An 18,917-nucleotide genomic window follows, 5' to 3' on the forward strand; every position below is an offset into this window, starting at 1 on the left:
CGCAACGCGCGGCGCCGTCCCGGCCAACTTCCCAGCCTGCTCCCCGGACAGCCGCTCCCTCCGCGTCGCCCATGGCGGCCATGCCCGAACCCGGCTATGACGGCGGTGTGGTGACGCCGCCCGGCGAGGAGGCGGTGATGGCCGCGCGCGAGGCGGCGGCCTCGGCCAATAGCCTCGACGAACTCCGCGCCCTGCTCGCCGACTTTCGTGGCTGCAATCTGCGGCTGACGGCCAAGAACATGGTGTTTGCCGACGGCAACCCGCAGGCGCGGCTGATGCTGGTGGGCGAGGCGCCGGGGCGCGACGAGGACATCGAGGGCCGGCCCTTCGTCGGTCGTTCCGGCAAGCTGCTCGACCGCATGCTGGCGGCGATCGGCCTCGACCGCTCGTCGGCCTATATCGCCAACGTCATCTACTGGCGCCCGCCGGGCAACCGCGATCCGTCCGACCTCGAGGTCTCGATCTGCCGGCCGTTCATCCTGCGCCAGATCGAACTGGTGAACCCGGCCGTGCTGATGTTCCTCGGCAACCAGCCCTCCAAGGCCCTCGTCGGCCGCGACGCCATGGCCGGCATCCGCAAGTTCCGCGGCCGCTGGCGCACCTTCGACATCGCTGGCCGCCCCGTCCCCCTCATGCCCACCTACCACCCGGCCTACCTCCTGCGGCAACCGATCGAGAAGCGGCTGGCCTGGCGGGATTTTCTGGAGGTGAAGGCGCGGTTGGGAGAGGTGGGGTGAGGAGGGGCGACGGCGGCGAGGGCTTCGGGCTTCGGGCTTCGGGCTTCGGGCTTCGGGCTTCGGGCTTCGGGCTTCGGAATATCCACCCGCCGCTCCGATTGTCATGGTCCGCACAGGCGGACCATCCACGAAAGCCAGAACCCGCAACCTGCGTGGCAGGTCAGCCCGACGAGGGCCATGACGGAGGGGCGATGGTGCACAGCCCCTCCTCCGTCCTCGCCGGGCTCGACCCGGCGACCCAATCACGGCGCGGCAAGCTGAGGCTTGGTGATCGCAAAAGCTGATGAAGACAACCGGCCAGGTACGCAAGGGTCGAGAGGCCAATGGGTCGCCGGGTCGAGCCCGGCGATGACGGTGGAGGGGTGGTGGCCGACTGACAACCAGGCCCTGCCGGTTCGTCATTGCTGACAGGCACAGCGGTGGACCATCCCTCTTGGGGTCATGCCGTGCGGCTTTCGTGGATGGTCCGCCTTGCGCGGACCATGACGATGTCGCTCTCGTCTCGCTGCCCCTGCCCTCAGGCTGCGGAACGTGACGCTCGCGCCTCCTGCAGGCGATATCGCATTCCGCCGGGTGCGGACCATACCCCCCCGTCTGCCCTCGCCCTGAACCTCCCGGCGTCAATCCGTCACCCCGCCCCTTGCCAGCCCCCCTCCCGCACCCTAAGTCGCCCGTCATCTCCCAAGTCGCCGAATTCACTCATTCTTCTGTATATTCGAACTAAAACAATTAATGTCTCACCCGTTCCGCTTTCGCTTTACGCCGCCCCCGCCGCGGGCTAGGCATGGGGGAGAGAGGGCTGCGGGCGTCTCGGGCGGACCGGGCGATGGCGCGGCTGCGGCCAGGGAGTTCCCGATGGATCTCGATCCCGTCATTCTCGCGCGGATGCAGTTCGCCTTCACGATCGTGTTCCACATCGTGTTTCCGGCCTTCACGATCGGCCTGTCGGCCTGGATCGCGACGCTGATCGGGCTGACGCTCTGGACGAAGAACCCCCATTACGAAAACCTCGCGGCCTTCTGGACCAAGATCTTCGCCGTGTCCTTCGCCATGGGCGTCGTCTCGGGCATCGTGCTCACCTACCAGTTCGGCACCAACTGGTCGGTGTTCTCGCGCATGGTCGGCAACGTGATCGGGCCGCTGATCGGCTACGAGGTGCTGACGGCCTTCTTCCTCGAGGCCTCCTTCCTCGGCATCCTCCTGTTCGGCCGCGGCCGCGTGCCGCCGGGGCTGCATTTCTTCGCCGCCGTGCTGGTGGCGGTCGGCACCGCGATCTCGGCCTTCTGGATCCTGTCGGCCAACTCGTGGATGCAGGCGCCGGCCGGCTTCGAGATGCGCGACGGCGTCGCCTATCCGACCGACTGGCTGGCGATCATCTTCAACCCCACCTTCCCGCTGCGCCTCGCCCACATGCTGATCGCCGCCTATGTGACGACCGGCTTCGTGGTGCTGGCGATCGGCGCGCGCTACTGGCTGCAGGGCAAGCATGTGCGCGAGGCCGAGACGATGGTGAAGATGGCGCTCGGCATCCTCGTGGTGCTGACGCCGCTGCAGATCCTCGTCGGCGACTTCCACGGCCTGAAGGCGCTCGAATACCAGCCGGCCAAGGTCGCCGGGCTGGAGGGCCACTGGGACGGCGCCGAACCGGCGCCGCTGGTGCTGTTCGCCCTGCCCGACGCCTCGGCGGAGGCCAACCGCTTCGAGCTTGCGATCCCGCATCTCGGCAGCCTGATCCTCACCCACGACTGGAACGGCCTCTATGACGGGCTGAAGAGCTTTGCGCCCGAGGACCGGCCGCCGGTGCTGCCGATCTTCCTCTCCTTCCGGATCATGGTCGGCATCGGCTTCCTGATGGCCGGCATCGCCCTGTGGGGCGTGCTCGCCTGGGCGCGCGGCAGGCTGTTCGAGACAGGCTGGTTCATGAGCTTCCTCACCTACGTCTGGCCGCTCGGCTTCCTCGCGGTGATCGCCGGCTGGGTGACGACCGAGATGGGCCGCCAGCCGTGGGTCGTCACCGGACTGCTGCGCACCGAGGACGCGATCTCGCCGGTGACGGCGAGCGAGATGCTGACGTCGCTGATCCTGTTCGTGCTGGTCTACGCCGTCGTCTTCGCCTCCGGCCTCTACTTCATCAACCGGCTGCTGCTGAAGGGGCCGATGCGGCCGATCCGCGAACACGGCCTTGCCAACCGGCCGATCACCGGCGCGTCGGAAACCGGCCGCATCGCCATCGCCAGCGGGGAGTGAGCAGCATGGGCATGGAATTCTGGCTCCCGGCGATCTGGGCCGCCGTGATCGGCGTCGCGGTCTCGCTCTACGTCATCCTCGACGGCTTCGACCTCGGCATCGGCATCCTCTTTCCCTTCACGAAGGACGAGAGCGAGCGCGACCAGATGATGAACTCGGTCGCCCCCTTCTGGGACGGCAACGAGACCTGGCTGATTCTCGGCGGCGGCGGCCTGTTCGTCGCCTTCCCCGCCGCCTATGCGGTGATCATGCCCGCGCTCTACCTGCCGGTGCTCTTGATGCTGCTGGCGCTGGTGTTCCGCGGCGTCGCCTTCGAATTCCGCTGGATCGCCAAGCCCGACCACCGCTTCTGGGACGCCGCCTTCGCCGGCGGCTCGGCGCTCGCCGCCTTCTCCCAGGGGCTGATCCTCGGCGGCCTGCTCGACGGGATCACGGTCACGGACGGGCGCTTTTCCGGCGGGCCGCTCGACTGGCTGTCGCCGTTTTCCATCCTCTGCGGCTGCGCCATGGTCGCCGGCTATGCGCTGCTCGGCGCCACGTGGCTGAACATGCGCGTCGCCGGGCACCTGGAGGCGAAGGCGCGCGGCTGGGCGAAGGGCCTGCTCGTCGCCGTGCTGGTGTTCATGGTGGCGGTCAGCCTGTGGACGCCCCTTCTCTACGAGCGGATCGCCGAGCGCTGGTTCACCCTGCCGAACCTGTTCTATCTGGCGCCGGTGCCGATTCTGACGCTGCTCTGCGCCCTGATGGTGTGGACGGGCCTTGAGAAGGACCAGCCCGCGTCGCCCTTCGTCGGCACGGTCGGCATGTTCCTGCTCGGCTTTGCGGGGCTCGCGATCTCCAACTTCCCCTACCTCGTGCCGCCGTCGCTGACGGTGTGGGACACGGCCGGCGCGCCGGAAAGCCAGGTCTTCATGCTGATCGGCGTCGTCGCGCTGCTGCCGCTGATCCTCGCCTACACCGCCTTCATGTACTGGACATTCCGCGGCCGGGTCCGGGCCGGCGAGGGCTATCACTGATGGAGCGGCGGTCTGCGCAAGACCGCCGGCCCGCGACCGTCCGCCGCGGGCGATTTCCTTCGGCAGCCTTGGAATGCATTGCCCCGGCCCCGTGGCGGGGTCTACTCTCCGGCTCGACATCGGCCAAAGACCGATGCGCATCCGGGAGAAGACGCACATGAAGAAGACCTGCCTGATCGTCGCCGCCACCCTCCTTGCCGCGACGCCGGCGCTTGCGCTCGACGTCGAGGTGAACAAGGAGGACAAGGCGTGTCGGCCGAGGCGCCTGGAAGGCCGTCGGCGACTTCTGCGGCATCGGCACGTGGCATCCGGCGGTGGAGAAGTGCGAGCTGTCCGAAAAGGACGGCGCCAGCTTCCGCACCCTGTCGCTGAAGGGCGGCGGCACGATCCTCGAGAAGCTCGTCTCGCGCGACGACGCGGCGATGACCTACACCTACACCATCGTCGAAAGCCCGCTGCCGGTGGCGAACTACGAATCGACCCTGACGGTGAAGGCCGAGGACGGCGGCTCGGAAATCGAGTGGGAAGGCGAATTCGACGCCAAGGGCGCCAGCGACGACGACGCGAAGAAGGTCATCGAGGGCATCTACACATCCGGCATCGACGGCATCCTCGCCGCGGCGAAGTAAGCATCGCCATCCGGAACGACAAAGGGGAGGCCACCGGCCTCCCCTTCTTGATTCCGCAGGTCCGAACCGTCAGCGCTGCAGCGCGCCGACCGCCGACACGGCGGTCATGTTGACCACGCCGCGCGAGGTCACCGACGGTGTCAGCACGTGGGCGGTCTTGGCCGCGCCGAACAGGATCGGCCCGACGTGCAGCGCCTCGGTCGAGATCTTCAGCACCGACAGGGTGATGTTGGCGGCGTCGAGATCGGGGAACACCAGCAGGTTGGCCTCGCCCGTCAGCGTCGACTTCGGCATCACCTTGGCCCGGTCGATCAGCGACAGCGCCGCATCGCCGTGCATCTCGCCGTCGACCTCGAGCTCCGGCGCCCGCGCCCGCAGGATGGCCAGCGCCGCGCGCATCTTGGCACCCGACACGCCTTCCCGGGACCCGAAGTTCGACGCCGACAGCAGCGCCGCCCGCGGCGTGATGCCGAAGCGGCGGATCTCGGCGGCCGCGAGCATCGTCATCTCGGCCAGTTCCTCGGGCGACGGGTCCGGCCGCACGTAGGTGTCGGTCAGGAACAGCGGCCCGCGGTTGGAGATCAGCAGCGACAGCGTCGAATAGTCGGTGGCGCCGGGGGCGACGCCGAGGATCGCACGGATATGCTCGATGTGGCGGATGAAGCGGCCTTCGAGACCCGTCAGCATCGCGTCCGCGTCGCCGCGCAGCACGGCCAGCGCCGCGATCACGGTGGAGTTGGTGCGCACGATGGTGCGGGCCGCATCCGGCGTCACGCCCTTGCGGCCGACCCGGTCGATGTAGAGGTCGACATAGTCGCGGTAACGCGGATCATCCTCGGGATTGATCACGGCGAAGTCGGCGCCGGGACGGATCCGCAGGCCGTAGCGGCGGCAGCGGACGTCCAGCACCTGCGGGCGGCCGATCAGGATCGGCACGGCAAGGCCGTCCTCGATCACCACCTGGGCGGCGCGCAGCACGCGCTCGTCCTCGCCGTCGGCGTAGATCACCCGCTGCAGCGAGCCCTTGGCCGCCGAGATGATCGGCTTCATCACGAGGCCGGAGCGGTAGACGAAGCGGTTGAGGCGGTCGAGATAGGCGTCGAAGTCGGTGATCGGATACTGCGCGACGCCGCTCTCCATCGCCGCCCGCGCCACCGCCGGCGCGATGCGCAGGATCAGCCGCTGGTCGAGCGGCGGCGGGATCAGGTATTTCGGGCCGAAGCTGTCGGCCTCGCCGGCATAGGTCTGGCTGGCGCGCTCCGGCGGCTCCTCCTTGGCGAGCGCGGCGATCGCCTTCACCGCCGCCTGCTTCATCTCCTCGTTGATCGTCGTCGCACCGACGTCGAGCGCGCCGCGGAAGATGTAGGGGAAGCAGAGAACGTTGTTGACCTGGTTGGGATAGTCCGACCGGCCGGTGCAGATCATCGCGTCCTCGCGGGTCGCAAAGGCGATCTCCGGCGCGATCTCGGGATTGGGGTTGGCGAGCGCCATCACCAGCGGCTTGTCGGCCATCCGCATCAGCATCTCGGGCGTCAGGATGCCGCCGACCGACAGGCCGAGGAACACGTCAGCCCCGTCGATCACCTCGGCGAGCGTACGGGCCGGCGTCTCCTGCGCATAGATCGCCTTCCAGCGGTCCATCAGCGTCTCGCGGCCCTGCCACACGACGCCCTCGATGTCGGTGACCCAGATGTTCTCGCGGCGCACGCCGAGCGAGACCATCAGGTTGAGACAGGCGAGCGCCGCGGCGCCCGCGCCCGACGTGACGAGCTTGATGTCCTCGAGCTTCTTGCCGGCGAGTTCCATGCCGTTGACGATCGCGGCGGCGACGATGATCGCCGTGCCGTGCTGGTCGTCGTGGAACACCGGGATGTTCATCCGCTCGCGCAGCTGCGCCTCGATCTCGAAACACTCCGGCGCCTTGATGTCCTCGAGGTTGATGCCGCCGAAGGTCGGCTCCAGTGCCGCGACGACGTCGACCATCCGCGAGATATCGGTCTCGGCGACCTCGATGTCGAAGACGTCGATGCCGGCGAACTTCTTGAAGAGAACCGCCTTGCCTTCCATCACCGGCTTGGAGGCGAGCGGGCCGATGGCGCCGAGGCCGAGCACGGCGGTGCCGTTGGTGACGACGCCGACGAGATTGCCGCGGCCGGTGTAGAGCGCGGCGGTCGAGGGATCGTCACGGATGGCGAGGCAGGGGGCGGCGACGCCGGGGGAATAGGCAAGCGCCAGGTCGCGCTGGTTGCCGAGGGGTTTGGTGGCGCGGATCTCGAGTTTTCCTGGCCGCGGCGAGCGGTGATAGAACAGCGCCGCCTCGTCGAGTTCCGATCCCGTCAGTCGCTCATTGGCCATCGGCATATCCCCGTGTCTGGCTTGTCCGGATCGGCGCCTGTTTATCACACTGGCGCGCAAGGACACCCCGCTTGTGCGCATTTCTCAACCGATTAGCCGTCTGCGCGAAACATTCGCCCGGTCTACCCGAGGTCGTACGGGATTTGCGGAACACACTTCGGATTTCCTTAATTCTCGCGGCGGATACTGGCGAACGTGACGTTCGGCGCCCTTCGCGTCCGCGACGGTCGCGGCCGGACGGGCAGGACTGCACGTCCCGGAGCAATGCAGACGGCCTTGCGTCCCGGTTCTCGGGACTACGTGAGACGGGCGGAACAGCATGACAGCCAATCTGGCCAGGACGGGTTCCGCGCAGTTTCCCCCCGTCTCTGCCTTCGACGCCGATGGTTCCCTTCTCGGCGCATCGCCGGTTCCGGGCATGTCCGGCAGCGTCTTCGATCTTCTGCCGGGCCTGACCCCGGATGGCTGGGCCGACGTCTGGTCGCGTCTGGCCGTCGGGTCGGAAGTCCGGCGCCGCACCAGCGCCGATGCCGGCGCGGCCGGGCGGTCGGTCGAGGTCCGCTTCCGCCCGCTCGACCTCGGCGGCCGGCGGATCGCGCTCGCCGAGTTTCTCGAGGCGGCCGAGGCCGACGAGATCCGGAACCGGCTGCGCGACATCCAGCAGACCGTGCTCGAAGCCGTCGCCATGAGCATGCCGCTGCGCGACATCATGGACATGCTGTGCCGCCGGATCGAGGACCTCGCGCCGCGCGTCGCGGTCTCTGTCCTGTCCGTCGACGAGACCGGTCATCTTCGCCCCCTCGCCGGGCCGCGCCTGCCGGACGCCTACCATTCGGCGATCGACGGCATCCAGATCGGTCCCATGGCCGGCTCCTGCGGCACCGCCGCCTGGCGCGGCGAGCCGGTGGAGGTGACGGACATCGCCACCGATCCGTTGTGGGCAGGCGGAAGAGCACTGGCGCTGCCCCTCGGGCTGCGGGCCTGCTGGTCGAGCCCGATCAAGAATGCCGAGGGGCGGGTCGTCGGCACCTTCGCCTTCTACTACGATACGCCGCGCGGCCCCGACCGGACCGAACGCGAGGTCGTCGCCACCTGCGTGAACCTCTGCGCCATCGCGATCGAACACGAGGAGGCGCGCCAGCGCATCCGTGCCCTTGCCCGCCTCGACAGCCTCACCGGCCTGCAGAACCGGCTCGGCTTCCAGCACGACATGACCGCCCTTCTGGAGCGGTCGGCGCGCGACGGCGCCCCCTGCGCCCTCTATTTCCTCGACTTCGACGACTTCAAGATCGTCAACGACACGCTCGGCCACTGGGCCGGTGACCTGGCGCTGCGCGAGATCGCCCAGCGCCTGTCCCGCGTCCTTGGCGACAACGACCGGATCTATCGGCTTGGCGGCGACGAATTCGCGATCGCGCGCATCGCCGGAGGGGACGAGGATGAACTGCTCGCCTTCGCGCAACGCATCCTCGGCGCCTTCGCCACGCCGCTGCTGCTTTCCCCGCACGAGGTGCGGATGAGCGTGTCGATCGGCATCGCCTGCGCCGAGCCGGGCGATCACAATCTCGCCGACCTGCTGAAGCGCAGCGACTATGCGCTCTACCGTGCCAAGAGCGAGGGCCACGGCGTCTGCCGCGTCTTCGACCGGAAGATGGCCGAAACGATCGAGAGCGCCCGCGCGCTGCAGCGCGACCTTGCCGAGGCGGTGGCGGCCGGCGCGCTCGAGGTCCACTATCAGCCGATCGTCGATCTGGCCGGCGGCAACGTCTCCGGCTTCGAGGCCCTGCTGCGCTGGACCCACCCGATACGCGGCCCGATCCCGCCGTCCGAATTCATTCCGGTGGCCGAGCGCACCGGCCTGATCGTCGCCCTCGGCGGGCTCGTGCTGCGGCGCGCCTGCCGCGATGCGGCCTCCTGGCCGTCGCACATGCGGGTCTCGGTCAACCTCTCGCCGGTCCAGCTGGTCCAGCCGAACTTCGTGTTCGACGTGGTCGATGCGGTGCGCTCGGCGGGGCTGACCCCGGGCCGGCTCGACCTCGAGATCACCGAATCGGTCGCGCTCGCCGAGAACACGGCGACCCGCAACGCGCTCGGCCAGCTGCGCGCCTTCGGCGTCGGCATCTCGCTCGACGACTTCGGCATCGGCTATTCCTCGCTGAGCTACCTGCGGTCGTTTCCGTTCGACCGGATCAAGATCGACATGTCCTTCATCCGCGACCTCGGCCACAAGGAGGACGCGGCGACCATCGTGCGCGCGGCGATCGGCCTTGCGCGGGCGCTCGGCATGAAGACCACCGCCGAGGGCATCGAGACCGACGCGCAGCAGAGCTGGCTGCTGGCCGAAGCCTGCACCGAGGGCCAGGGCTATCTGTTCGGACGGGCGATGCCCGCCGCCGCCGTGCGGGGTTTTCTCAGCGGCGCCCACCGCCGGCGGATCGGCTGACGCGGCCATCCCCCTGTCACCCTTGCCTTCAACAGTGATTTCCGGTCGCGCGGGGATGGGGCCGGCGTGTAGGATTGCCCCGACCCGCCCTTGAGCCCTGCCCCCGAAGGCACGGCCGGCATCCTTTCAGCGAGGCCCCCGTGACCGCCGACAACCAGCATCCCTTCTTCCGCCCGCGCGGACGCCGCATCGCCGTGGTCGCGCTCTGCGTCGTCTGGGCGATCGTCGAATGGATCGGCAACCAGCCGTTCTGGGGCATGCTCGCGCTGGCGATGGCGGCCTACGGCTACTGGACCTTCTTCATCAACTACACGCCGCCGGAAGAGACGGCTTCCACCGTCGCCCCGGTGGAGAGCCGCGCAAGTGAATCCTCCGAACCGGCCGTCGATCCGGACCCCGCCGCACCCGTGGCTGGCCCTGGGGATGACGACCGCAAGGTCTGACCCCATATCCTGCCGACCGACACCCGCGGCCCGACGATCGGACCGACGACATCGGACCGGCAACAGCGGCCCACTAACAGCGGCCCATCATGAGCGGAATGGCACCCATGGCCCCCGGCATCGACGAAACCCGCCCCTTCCTGCCGCTCTCGATCGCGGTGGTGACCGTTTCCGACACCCGCGACATGGCCAGCGACCGCTCCGGCGACACGCTGGCCGGCCGGATCGAGACGGCCGGACACAGACTGCACTCACGCCAGATCGTGACCGACGACATCGAGGCGATCCGCGAGACGGCAAGCCGGCTGATCGCGGACGCCGGCGTCGACGTGGTGATCACCACCGGCGGCACCGGCTTCACCGGCCGCGACGTGACGCCGGAGGCGATCGAACCCCTGTTCGAGAAGACGATGGACGGCTTTTCCGCCGTGTTCCACCGGATCTCCTACGACAAGATCGGCACCTCGACCATCCAGTCGCGCGCCACCGGCGGCGTCGCCAACGCCACCTACATCTTCGTCCTGCCCGGCTCGCCCGGCGCCTGCAAGGACGCCTGGGACGGCATCCTCGCCGCCCAGCTCGACTACCGGCACATGCCCTGCAACTTCGTGGAAATCATGCCGCGGCTGGACGAGCACCTGAAGCGCGGCAAGCTGAAGACGACGGCGGTGTGAGGGTGAGCCTGCCGAGCACGTGACCGCGTACAGGCTGTCGTCGCCCGGCCACGACAGGCCGAGCGTCACGTGCTCACGGAACCGGGTCGGCGTAACCTGCCCCGCGGTCCCCGGCCTCGCCGTTGATACCCTTGCCCCCGCCGTGCAGGCGAACCAGCAGCCGGGGCGGAACGGCGAGCCCTGCGAGCAGGCGGCTGAGGCCGCGGCGCAGGCCGGCGGTGGACAGGCCCGAGCCATCGTCGAAGCGGCCGACCCGGATCGCCCGCGCGCGGATCGTCGTCCGGTTCAGGCGGCCGATGCGGCGCAGGAGATCGACGTCCTCCAGCGCCGGCAGGGAGCGATAGCCGCCGAGGCTGCGGTAGTGGCGGCGCGACAGCGCGAGGCCCTGCGACGGATGGGCGAGCCCGGTCAGGCCGGACAGGAGATTCGCGCGAACCTCGTCGAGACGGGCGCCGGCGCCGAGTTCGTCGCGGGCATAGCGGAAGACGAGGGCGCGGTCCGCGCCGCGCCCGCCGGCCCGGTCGATCCGCTCCAGCAGCGCGGCGATCTCGCGGTGCCAGCCGGGTTCCAGCATCACGCCCGGCCGCAGGAACATCAGCCATTCGCCGCGCCGGGCGGCCTCGGCGCCGCGTGCCAGCCGCTCGCCGATCGGCCCGTGGGCGACGAGGAAACTGCAGCCGGTCGCCTCGGCGACGATGGCCGTGCCGTCGGTCGACCCGCCGTCAACGACGAGCACCTCGCGCACGAGACCGTCGGCCGCCGCCGCCACCAGCGACGACAGCGTCCGGGCCAGGCCTTCCTCGGAATTGCGCGTCGGGATCACCACACTGAACATGCCGCATGACTAACGCCTTTTCGCCACATTGGCGAGAGCGTCGAAGGCGCCTCTTGGTCTCTCACATTTGTTCTTTTTTTGTTCTCATTGTCGCGCTATGATTCGGCCATGCCCAGATCGACGAATCTCCACCTCCAGGAATTCCATCCCGCCGTCGGCGCCTTCGCCGCCGGGGACGAGCATCATGCCGACGGCCTTGGCGACGCCGGCATTGCACAGGCGCGGCGGCGCGGGCGCGGCGCCGGGATCAATCCCTCCGGCCGCCACGAGCCGACCGCGCTCGTCAGCGTCGACGACGGCTGGGGCAGTCTCGACGACCTGCCGCCGCTGAAGACGACCGTGCAGATCGAGCAGGCCCGCAAGATCATCACCCGCAACGAATCGCCAGACATCTCCTTCGACCGGTCGATCAATCCCTATCGCGGCTGCGAGCACGGCTGCATCTACTGCTTTGCGCGGCCGAGCCACGCCAACATGGGCCTCTCCCCCGGTCTCGACTTCGAGACCCGGCTGTTCGCCAAGCCCAACGCCGCCGAACTGCTGGAGCGCGAGCTCTCGGCGCCGTCCTATCAGCCGAAGCCCATCGCCATGGGCACCAACACCGATCCCTACCAGCCGATCGAGAAGGACTACGGCATCACCCGCGCCGTGCTGGAGGTGCTGGCAAAGACCGATCATCCGGTGCTGATCGTCACCAAGTCGGCGCTCGTCACCCGCGACATCGACATCCTCGCGCCGATGGCGAAGAAGGGCCTCGTCAAGGTCGCCCTGTCGGTCACCACCCTCGACCGCAAGCTCGCCCGGGCAATGGAGCCGCGCGCGTCGACGCCGGAACGCCGTCTCGAGGCGATCCGGCAGTTGTCGGAAGCCGGCATTCCGACCGGGGTGATGGTCGCGCCGGTGATCCCGATGGTCACCGACATGGAGATCGAGCGCATTCTCGATGCCAGCGCCGTCATGGGCGCACGCGAGGCCGGCTACGTGCTGCTGCGCCTGCCGCTGGAGGTCGCCGACCTGTTCCGCGACTGGCTGCTGCGGCTGTTTCCCGACCGCTACCGCCATGTGATGTCGGTCCTGCGCAGCATGCGCGGCGGCAAGGACTACGACGCCGAATGGGGCAAGCGCATGCGCGGCAGCGGCCCCTATGCCTGGCAGATCGGCCGCCGCTTCGAGATCGCCACCCGGCGACTGGCGATCAACAAGGCCAAGACGAAGCTGCGCACCGACCTGTTCGTGAAGCCGACCGCGGGCGGGGTGCAGTTGTCGCTGTTCTGAGCGCGGCAGGTCGCGGGCCGAGCGGGGCGGGATGCCGGCAGGAGGCTGGCCCGTCGGGCAGCGCCTCCTGTGAAGATGTCATCCTCCGCGTAGGCGGAGGATCCACGAAGGCCTCACGGGACCAGGGTCGCGGATGGTCCGCCGTGGCGGACCATGACCTTGAGGACAGGAGTCGCCAAGGCCTCGACCCAGCCTCCCCGCTCATCCCCCTTGCATGTGCACAGCGTCTGCGGCAGCGTCCCGCCCCATGGCCGTCCGCACCCGATCCCCCGCCCCGCTTCTTCCCGGCTTCGCCGATGTCTGCGACCGGACCCTTGAACGGGCCGCGACCCTGCGTCATGGCGGGCTGGTCGCCGGGGTGGACGAGGCCGGACGCGGGCCGTGGGCCGGGCCGGTCGTCACCGCGGCGGTGATCCTCGTCGGCGACGACATCCCGGCGGGGCTCGACGATTCCAAGAAGCTGACGGCCGCGCGCCGGGAGGCGATCTTCGAGGAAATCCTGCTCCGGCACGTGGTGGCGGTGGCAAGCGCCTCGCCGGCCACCATCGACCGGATCAACATCCGCGCCGCGACGCTGGGCGCCATGCGGCGGGCCGTGGCCGGTCTCGCCCTGCCGCCCGCCGCCGTGCTGGTCGACGGCAAGGACGTGCCGCCCGGCCTTGCCTGTCCCGGCGAGGCGCTGATCAAGGGCGATGGCCGTGTCGCCGCGATCGCGGCGGCCTCGATCGTCGCCAAGGTCACCCGCGACCGGCTGATGTGGACCATGTCGGCGCATTTCCCCGACTACGGCTTCGAGGCCCACGTCGGCTACGGCACCGCCCAGCACCAGGCGGCCCTCGCCCGCCTCGGCCCCTGCGCGCTCCACCGCATGAGCTTTCGCCCGATCCGGGACGTGATGGCGGCGGGATAGGCCCGAAGGCAGTGTCCGCGCGCCGCGCCGGACCCGTCTCATCGCACCGGCGGAGCGGTAACGCATGGGACCAGGTGATGCCCGCACAAACGAAAAGGCCCGGAGCCTTGCGGATCCGGACCTTTCGAAACTCAGTCACCGGGGAGAACCCGGTCAGTTCATCTTCGCCTTCACGTCGCGATGCTCTTCGACACGATCGCGTCGGCGAGCGGGCCGTTGACCTTGTCGGCGAGGATCTTCGAGGCGGCGGCGATCGCGACATCGGCGGCAATCGCGCGGATCTCCCCGAGGGCCTGGGTTTCGGCCTGGGCGATCTTGGTCTCGACCGACTTGGTGCGGCGCTCGATCATCTCGGACAGGGCCGCTTCCGACTCGGCCGTGAGGCGGATCGCCTCGGCCTTGGCGTTCTCGACGATGTCCTCGGCAACCTTGCCGGCCTCGCGGGCCTTGCGCTGATATTCGGCGAGCAGGGCCTGGGCCTCCTCGCGGAGACGACGGGCTTCGTCGAGTTCCTTGGCGATGCGCGCGGCGCGATCATCGAGGGCGGCAACGGCCGTCTTGTCGACCCGCTTGAACAGCAGGATCCCGAGGAAGCCGATGAGGGCGATGAAGGCCCAGAGTGTGGCGAGGGCTGTGGCGTCCATGGTCGTTGCTCCTGAAGGGCCGGATTAACGGGCCAGGGCGGCGGACACCGCACCGTCGATTTCGTCCTTGGACACCTCGGTCTCGACGAGCGTCGAGACGATGGCGCCGGTGGCCTCGGAGGCGATGTCGCCCACCTGCGCCAGGGCATCTGCCTTGATCGTGCCGATCCGCTGCTCGGCGGTCGCGAGCTTGGCGGCAAGACCCGCCTCGACGTCGTGACGCTTGGCGGCAACCTCGGCCGAAATCCGGCTGTGGCTCTCGCGGGCGATGGCATGCGCCTTGTCGCGGGCTTCGGCGAGCGCCTTCTCGTAGGCGGCGACGGCGTCGTCGCTCTCCTGCTTGAGGCGCTCGGCCTCCGACAGGTCCCACGCGATGCGGTCGTGGCGGTCCTCGAGGATGCCGGCAACGCGGGGCAGCGCCACCTTCGAGACCAGATAGTAGAGCAGCCCGAAGCTGATCGCGAGCCAGAGGATCTGGGACGCGAAATGCGTCTGGTCGAAGGGCGGGAATACATCACCGTGCTGGCCGTGAGCCTGCTGCTCAAGAGCCTCGCTCAGTTCTCCCTGCTGCGGCGTCTCTGCCATGTTCGCTATCCCGTCAGCGGACTTTTCTGGAAGAAGAGTCCGGATCGCATGGAACGCCGGCGCCGGGTTTCCGGCTCCGGATCACGCAAAGGCGGGGCCGATGGCCCCGTCCGTCGCGATCAGTTCAACCTCATGCCGCGTGCCCCGCAACGGAGGCGCCGCGGCCTGCGGCGGGACGGAGGAGACCGTCCCGCGCAGCCTGTCTCAGAGAACGAGCAGGAAGGCGATGACGAGCGCGAAGATGCCGAGACCTTCGGCGAGCGCCGCACCGATCAGCGCGTTGGTGAACTGTTCCTTGGCGGCCGACGGGTTGCGCAGCGCGCCCGACAGGAAGTTGCCGAAGATGTTGCCCACGCCGATGGCGGCGAGACCCATGCCGAGACAGGCGATACCGGCTCCGAGCAGCTTGGCGGCATCCGCTTCCATAGTCATTCTCCTTGGTTGAACGTGATCAGTGTCTTGATCTTGGACCTGAACGAAGACGCCGTCGGGCGCCGGTGAGAGCGCAAGGCTCAGTGATGCGGATGCAGTGCGTCCTTGAGGTAAACGCAGGTGAGCACCGCGAAGACGAAGGCCTGGAGGAAGGCAACGAGGAATTCCAGCGCCGTGATGGCGATCGTCATCAGGAACGGCGCGATGGCGCCGAGAACACCGAAGAAGCCGAAGGCGCCGAGCGTGCCGATGAAGCCGGCGAAGACCTTCAGCACGATGTGACCGGCCAGCATGTTGCCGAACAGACGCAGCGAGAGCGACACCGGCCGGGCAAAGAAGGAGATGATCTCGATCAGGCTGATCAGCGGCAGCAGCACCATCGGCACGCCATGCGGCACGAACAGCTTCACGAAGCCGATGCCGTTCTTGACGAAACCGACGATGATCACCGTGAAGATCACCAAGAGGGCCAGCGACGCGGTCACCACGATCTGGCTGGTCACGGTGAAGAAGTAGGGCACCATGCCGAGCAGGTTCAGCGCCAGGATGAAGGTGAACAGCGAGAAGACGAAGGGAAAGAACTTCATTCCTTCCTCGCCGAGCACCTGGCGGACCGTGCCGGCCATGAACTCGTAGAGCATCTCGACGACCGACTGCATCCGGCCGGGCACCAGCTTGCGGGCGCGGGTGCCGATCAGCAGGAAGCCGATGATCAGCGCGACGGCGACGAACATGAACAGCGAGGAATTCTGGAACGCCAGCTTCATGTCGGCCACGCGGCCGAGCGGAATCAGATCGTTGACGATGAACTGATGTACCGGATCCACTTTGTCGGCCGTTGCCACCTGATCACTCCTCGCAGCTTACGGCCTTCGCGAAGGCCTCGACACGAACCCCGGCGGTGGCCGGAGCGCTCTTCAATCCCCGGACCGTCCGGTCCGGACCATGGCCATCACACCGGCCGCGAAACCGAGCAGCAGGAACACCACCAGACCGATGGGCGAGGTGCCCAGCAACTGGTCGAAGCCCCAGCCCAGCACGGCCCCGACAAGCACGCCGCCGGTGAACTCGCTCGCAAGGCGAAAGGCCTTGCTGTAGTTCGTGCCAAAGTCTGTACGCTCGGGCGCCCGCTGCTTGTCGCGCACGCCCTTTACCTTCGCCAGGGTCTGCTCCAGCCTGGCCTTGCGGCCCGCCAGATCATCCTGATCGCTATGTCCGGGAGGAACCTCGCCGCCTCCGCCCTCGCGCCTGTCGTCGTTCATCGGCATAACCCTGACGAATTCGCGCTGGCAGCCCCGTTCGGCCCCTCTGAAGTCGGGCGCACAATAGTCAGCGCCCCCAAAGCTGTCAAGGCGGGCCTCCAAAGTATCATATGCCTGTTTTCATTGAAGAATTCTGATCTTTACTGGTTGGTGTCCCAGGACATGGCGGCGACCTGCCGCCGCACCGCGGCATGGACCCCGTTCCCGACCGATCTCAGACGGCCTCGAGGAATCGGCTTGCCGCCTCCAGATCCACCGACACCAGTTGCGAGACGCCGCGCTCGGACATCGTCACGCCGAAAAGCCGGCGCATCCGCGCCATCGTGATCGGATTGTGGGTGATGACGAGGAAGCGGGTGTCGGTCTGGCGGACCATCTCGTCGAGAAGGTCGCAGTAGCGCTCCACATTGGCGTCGTCGAGCGGCGCATCCACCTCGTCAAGCACGCAGATCGGTGCCGGGTTGGTCAGGAACACCGCGAAGATCAGGCCATCGCCGTCAGTGCCTGTTCGCCGCCCGACAGCAGCGTCATGGTCTGGGGCTTCTTGCCGGGCGGCCGGGCGAGGATGTCGAGCCCCGCTTCCAGCGGATCTTCCGAATCGACCAGTTGCAGTTCCGCGGTGCCGCCGCCGAACAGATGCGTGAAAAGACGGCGGAAATGGCCGTCGACGACGTGGAAGGAGGCCAGCAGCCGCTCGCGCGCCTCGCGGTTGAGGCTCTGGATCGCGCCGCGCAGACGCCGGATCGCCTCGATCAGTTCCTCCCGCTCGGCCACGAGGGAATCGCGCCGACCGGCCACTTCGCCGGCCTCCTCCTCGGCCTGGAGATTGACCCCGCCAAGGCGGTCGCGCTCCTGCCGCAGCCGCTCCAGACGGGCCTCGACGGCGCCGATCTGCGGCCTTGACGCCGCCTCGGCAAGCTCCGCCAGCACGGTCAGCCCGGCCGGCGGACACTCGAAAGCCTCGGCGATCTCCGCCTCGATCTCGCCAAGCGCAGGCGCGCGGAGGCGAGGCGTTCCTCGGCCCGGGCGCGGGCCTCGCGGGCGTCGCCCAGCGCCTGCAGCGCGGCGCGCGCCGAGGCCTCGGCCGCACTTGCCTCGCGCTCGGCGACCGCCAATTCGTCCGCGGCGCTGCGGCTTGCCGTTTCGGCTTCGCCGATCTGGAATATCAGTTTGCCACGTTCCGCGACGATCTCGTCCGGCCTTGCGGCAAGGCTGGCCACCTCGGTGGCGATCTCGTCGTTGCGCGCCGCGAGACGGTCGATCTGCCGGCCGGCCTCGTCGATTCGCGTCGTCCAGCCGTCCCGTTCCCGGACCAGATCCTCGGCCCGCCGCCGCCGCGTCGCCGCCTCGCGCAGCAGTGTCTCCGCGGCAAGCCGACGTTCGGCGACCTCGGCGCGCTGTTCTGCCACGGCCAGCCGCAGCTCCTGCAGGCGCGTGGCGTGGTCGGCGGCGTCGTCGCCGGTCGAAAGCAGCGTCGCGGCCTCTGCCGCCACGCGGCGCGCCTCGACCAGATCGGTCTCCAGCCGGTCGCGCCCCTCCTTGAGCGCCGCGCGGCGGGTGGCGATCTCGGCGGCGAGACGCTCGGCCTTCGCCCGGCGTTCACGGGCCTCGCCGAGGGCGCGATTGGCAAGGCGCACCGCCTCGCGCGCCGCGCGTTCTTCCTCCTGGGCCTTGCGGGTCGCGGCCTGGGCCGTCGCCACCGCGCGGCGCCTTTCCTCCACCGACGCGCGGGCGGCGCTGCGGGTGGCGTCGAGTTCGGCGAGGCGATTGCGGCTTTCCAGCCGCTGGGCGGCCGGGGTCGGCGCGCCGGCCGCCGCGACATAGCCGTCCCAGCGCCAGAGATCGCCTTCCCTCGAGACGAGGCGCTGGCCGGGACGCAGCTGGCGGCGCAGGCGTTCGCCCTCGATCCGCTCGACCACGCCGATCTGCGCAAGCACCCGCGCCAGAATCGCCGGCCCGTCGACATGGTCGGCAAGCGAGGCGACGCCTTCGGGAAGCGGCGGATCGTCCGTGCCGCCCTGCGGATCGGACCAGTGGGCCGGGGCCCGCGCATCGACCGGCGCCTCGATATCCTCGCCCAGCGCCGCCCCCAGCGCGGTCTCGAAGCCGCGCCTTGCGGTCAGCCGGTCGACCAGCGGCGGAAACAGCTGGCCCATCTCCACATTGAGGACCCGCGCGAGCGTCTTGGCCTCGGTGTCGAGGCGGCTCGCCTCGCGCTCGGCTTCGGCCAGCGGCCCCCGGGCAGCCCGCTCGGTCCGTCCGGCCTCCTCCAGCGCCCGCTCGGCGGCGGCGGCCCGCCGTTCGGCGGCCTCCAGATGATCGTCGGCGGCAAGGGACTCCGCGCGGGCGGTCTCGAGGGCAGCGGCCACGTCGCCGCGCCCGTCCAGCGCGGCAATCTCCGCGTCGCCTTGGCGGCTTCGCGCGCCAGCC

At 69.0% G+C, this 18,917-nt stretch carries 17 protein-coding genes and 1 pseudogene; 9 read left to right on the top strand and 9 right to left on the bottom strand.

Translation table 11 applies throughout. From position 1 onward, the window contains the following. The first annotated feature begins 80 nt into the window (after nucleotides 1-80). The 4 genes from A6302_RS14475 to A6302_RS14490 all read left to right on the top strand — a co-directional run bounded on the left by A6302_RS14475 (nucleotide 81) and on the right by A6302_RS14490 (nucleotide 4,629). On the top strand, nucleotides 81-737 hold the full coding sequence (locus A6302_RS14475) for a uracil-DNA glycosylase (protein WP_342586284.1): 657 nt from the start codon (nucleotides 81-83) through the stop codon (nucleotides 735-737). A gap of 855 nt (nucleotides 738-1,592) precedes the next feature. Beyond that, nucleotides 1,593-2,984, top strand: a complete 1,392-nt coding sequence (locus A6302_RS14480; protein ID WP_069307636.1) for a cytochrome ubiquinol oxidase subunit I — start codon at nucleotides 1,593-1,595, stop codon at nucleotides 2,982-2,984. A gap of 11 nt (nucleotides 2,985-2,995) precedes the next feature. Next, a complete protein-coding gene (cydB, locus tag A6302_RS14485; protein WP_069307649.1) occupies nucleotides 2,996-4,000 on the top strand; it encodes a cytochrome d ubiquinol oxidase subunit II in 1,005 nt (334 codons plus the stop codon). Nucleotides 4,001-4,314: 314 nt separating this feature from the next. Next, nucleotides 4,315-4,629 carry an SRPBCC family protein gene (locus tag A6302_RS14490; protein ID WP_342586285.1) on the top strand — a complete coding sequence of 105 codons (315 nt, stop codon included), beginning with the start codon at nucleotides 4,315-4,317 and terminating at the stop codon, nucleotides 4,627-4,629. Between the two features lie 69 nt (nucleotides 4,630-4,698). Here A6302_RS14490 and A6302_RS14495 read toward each other — a convergent pair whose 3' ends face one another. After that, nucleotides 4,699-6,984, bottom strand: a complete 2,286-nt coding sequence (locus A6302_RS14495) for an NADP-dependent malic enzyme (protein WP_069307650.1) — start codon at nucleotides 6,982-6,984, stop codon at nucleotides 4,699-4,701. A 418-nt stretch (nucleotides 6,985-7,402) separates the two neighbouring features. Between A6302_RS14495 and A6302_RS14500 the strand changes: the two genes are divergently transcribed. The 3 genes from A6302_RS14500 to moaB all read left to right on the top strand — a co-directional run bounded on the left by A6302_RS14500 (nucleotide 7,403) and on the right by moaB (nucleotide 10,544). Beyond that, a complete protein-coding gene (locus A6302_RS14500; RefSeq protein WP_169833594.1) occupies nucleotides 7,403-9,427 on the top strand; it encodes a putative bifunctional diguanylate cyclase/phosphodiesterase in 2,025 nt (674 codons plus the stop codon). Nucleotides 9,428-9,567: 140 nt separating this feature from the next. After that, nucleotides 9,568-9,870: a hypothetical protein gene (locus A6302_RS14505; protein ID WP_069307637.1), complete on the top strand. Its 303-nt coding sequence runs from the start codon at nucleotides 9,568-9,570 to the stop codon at nucleotides 9,868-9,870. 107 nt (nucleotides 9,871-9,977) lie between these two features. Then, entirely contained in the window at nucleotides 9,978-10,544 is a 567-nt protein-coding gene (gene moaB, locus A6302_RS14510) for a molybdenum cofactor biosynthesis protein B (protein WP_069307638.1), read from the top strand. A 73-nt stretch (nucleotides 10,545-10,617) separates the two neighbouring features. Here the strand turns inward: moaB and A6302_RS14515 are convergent, their stop codons facing one another. Further along, entirely contained in the window at nucleotides 10,618-11,379 is a 762-nt protein-coding gene (locus A6302_RS14515; RefSeq protein WP_069307639.1) for a glycosyltransferase, read from the bottom strand. Nucleotides 11,380-11,487: 108 nt separating this feature from the next. Here A6302_RS14515 and A6302_RS14520 point away from each other — a divergent pair, with 108 nt between their 5' ends. Next, the gene (locus A6302_RS14520; RefSeq protein WP_069307640.1) at nucleotides 11,488-12,654 is read left to right on the top strand and encodes a PA0069 family radical SAM protein; all 1,167 of its coding nucleotides are present in this window, start codon (nucleotides 11,488-11,490) and stop codon (nucleotides 12,652-12,654) included. A gap of 247 nt (nucleotides 12,655-12,901) precedes the next feature. Further along, nucleotides 12,902-13,564, top strand: coding sequence for a ribonuclease HII (locus A6302_RS14525; RefSeq protein ID WP_069307641.1), 663 nt, complete (start codon nucleotides 12,902-12,904; stop codon nucleotides 13,562-13,564). Nucleotides 13,565-13,734: 170 nt separating this feature from the next. On the opposite strand, the gene A6302_RS14530 is transcribed toward A6302_RS14525, so the two are convergent. The 7 genes and pseudogenes from A6302_RS14530 to A6302_RS23065 all read right to left on the bottom strand — a co-directional run. Beyond that, on the bottom strand, nucleotides 13,735-14,208 hold the full coding sequence (locus A6302_RS14530; protein ID WP_069307642.1) for a F0F1 ATP synthase subunit B family protein: 474 nt from the start codon (nucleotides 14,206-14,208) through the stop codon (nucleotides 13,735-13,737). Nucleotides 14,209-14,232: 24 nt separating this feature from the next. Further along, nucleotides 14,233-14,793, bottom strand: a complete 561-nt coding sequence (locus tag A6302_RS14535; protein ID WP_069307643.1) for a F0F1 ATP synthase subunit B — start codon at nucleotides 14,791-14,793, stop codon at nucleotides 14,233-14,235. A 204-nt stretch (nucleotides 14,794-14,997) separates the two neighbouring features. Then, nucleotides 14,998-15,219 (bottom strand): F0F1 ATP synthase subunit C, encoded by a 222-nt coding sequence (locus tag A6302_RS14540; protein ID WP_069307644.1) that lies wholly within the window; start codon nucleotides 15,217-15,219, stop codon nucleotides 14,998-15,000. A gap of 86 nt (nucleotides 15,220-15,305) precedes the next feature. After that, a complete protein-coding gene (locus A6302_RS14545) occupies nucleotides 15,306-16,070 on the bottom strand; it encodes a F0F1 ATP synthase subunit A (RefSeq protein ID WP_069307645.1) in 765 nt (254 codons plus the stop codon). Between the two features lie 72 nt (nucleotides 16,071-16,142). Further along, nucleotides 16,143-16,487 carry an AtpZ/AtpI family protein gene (locus tag A6302_RS14550; RefSeq protein ID WP_069307652.1) on the bottom strand — a complete coding sequence of 115 codons (345 nt, stop codon included), beginning with the start codon at nucleotides 16,485-16,487 and terminating at the stop codon, nucleotides 16,143-16,145. 214 nt (nucleotides 16,488-16,701) lie between these two features. Continuing rightward, nucleotides 16,702-17,312: pseudogene (locus A6302_RS26220) on the bottom strand (chromosome segregation protein SMC); the annotation flags it as partial. Nucleotides 17,313-17,419: 107 nt separating this feature from the next. Further along, the coding region (locus A6302_RS23065; protein ID WP_483428745.1) for a coiled-coil domain-containing protein at nucleotides 17,420-18,917 on the bottom strand (1,498 nt) is incomplete at its 5' end.

The organism is Methylobrevis pamukkalensis (assembly GCF_001720135.1).
Lineage (GTDB): Bacteria > Pseudomonadota > Alphaproteobacteria > Rhizobiales > Pleomorphomonadaceae > Methylobrevis > Methylobrevis pamukkalensis.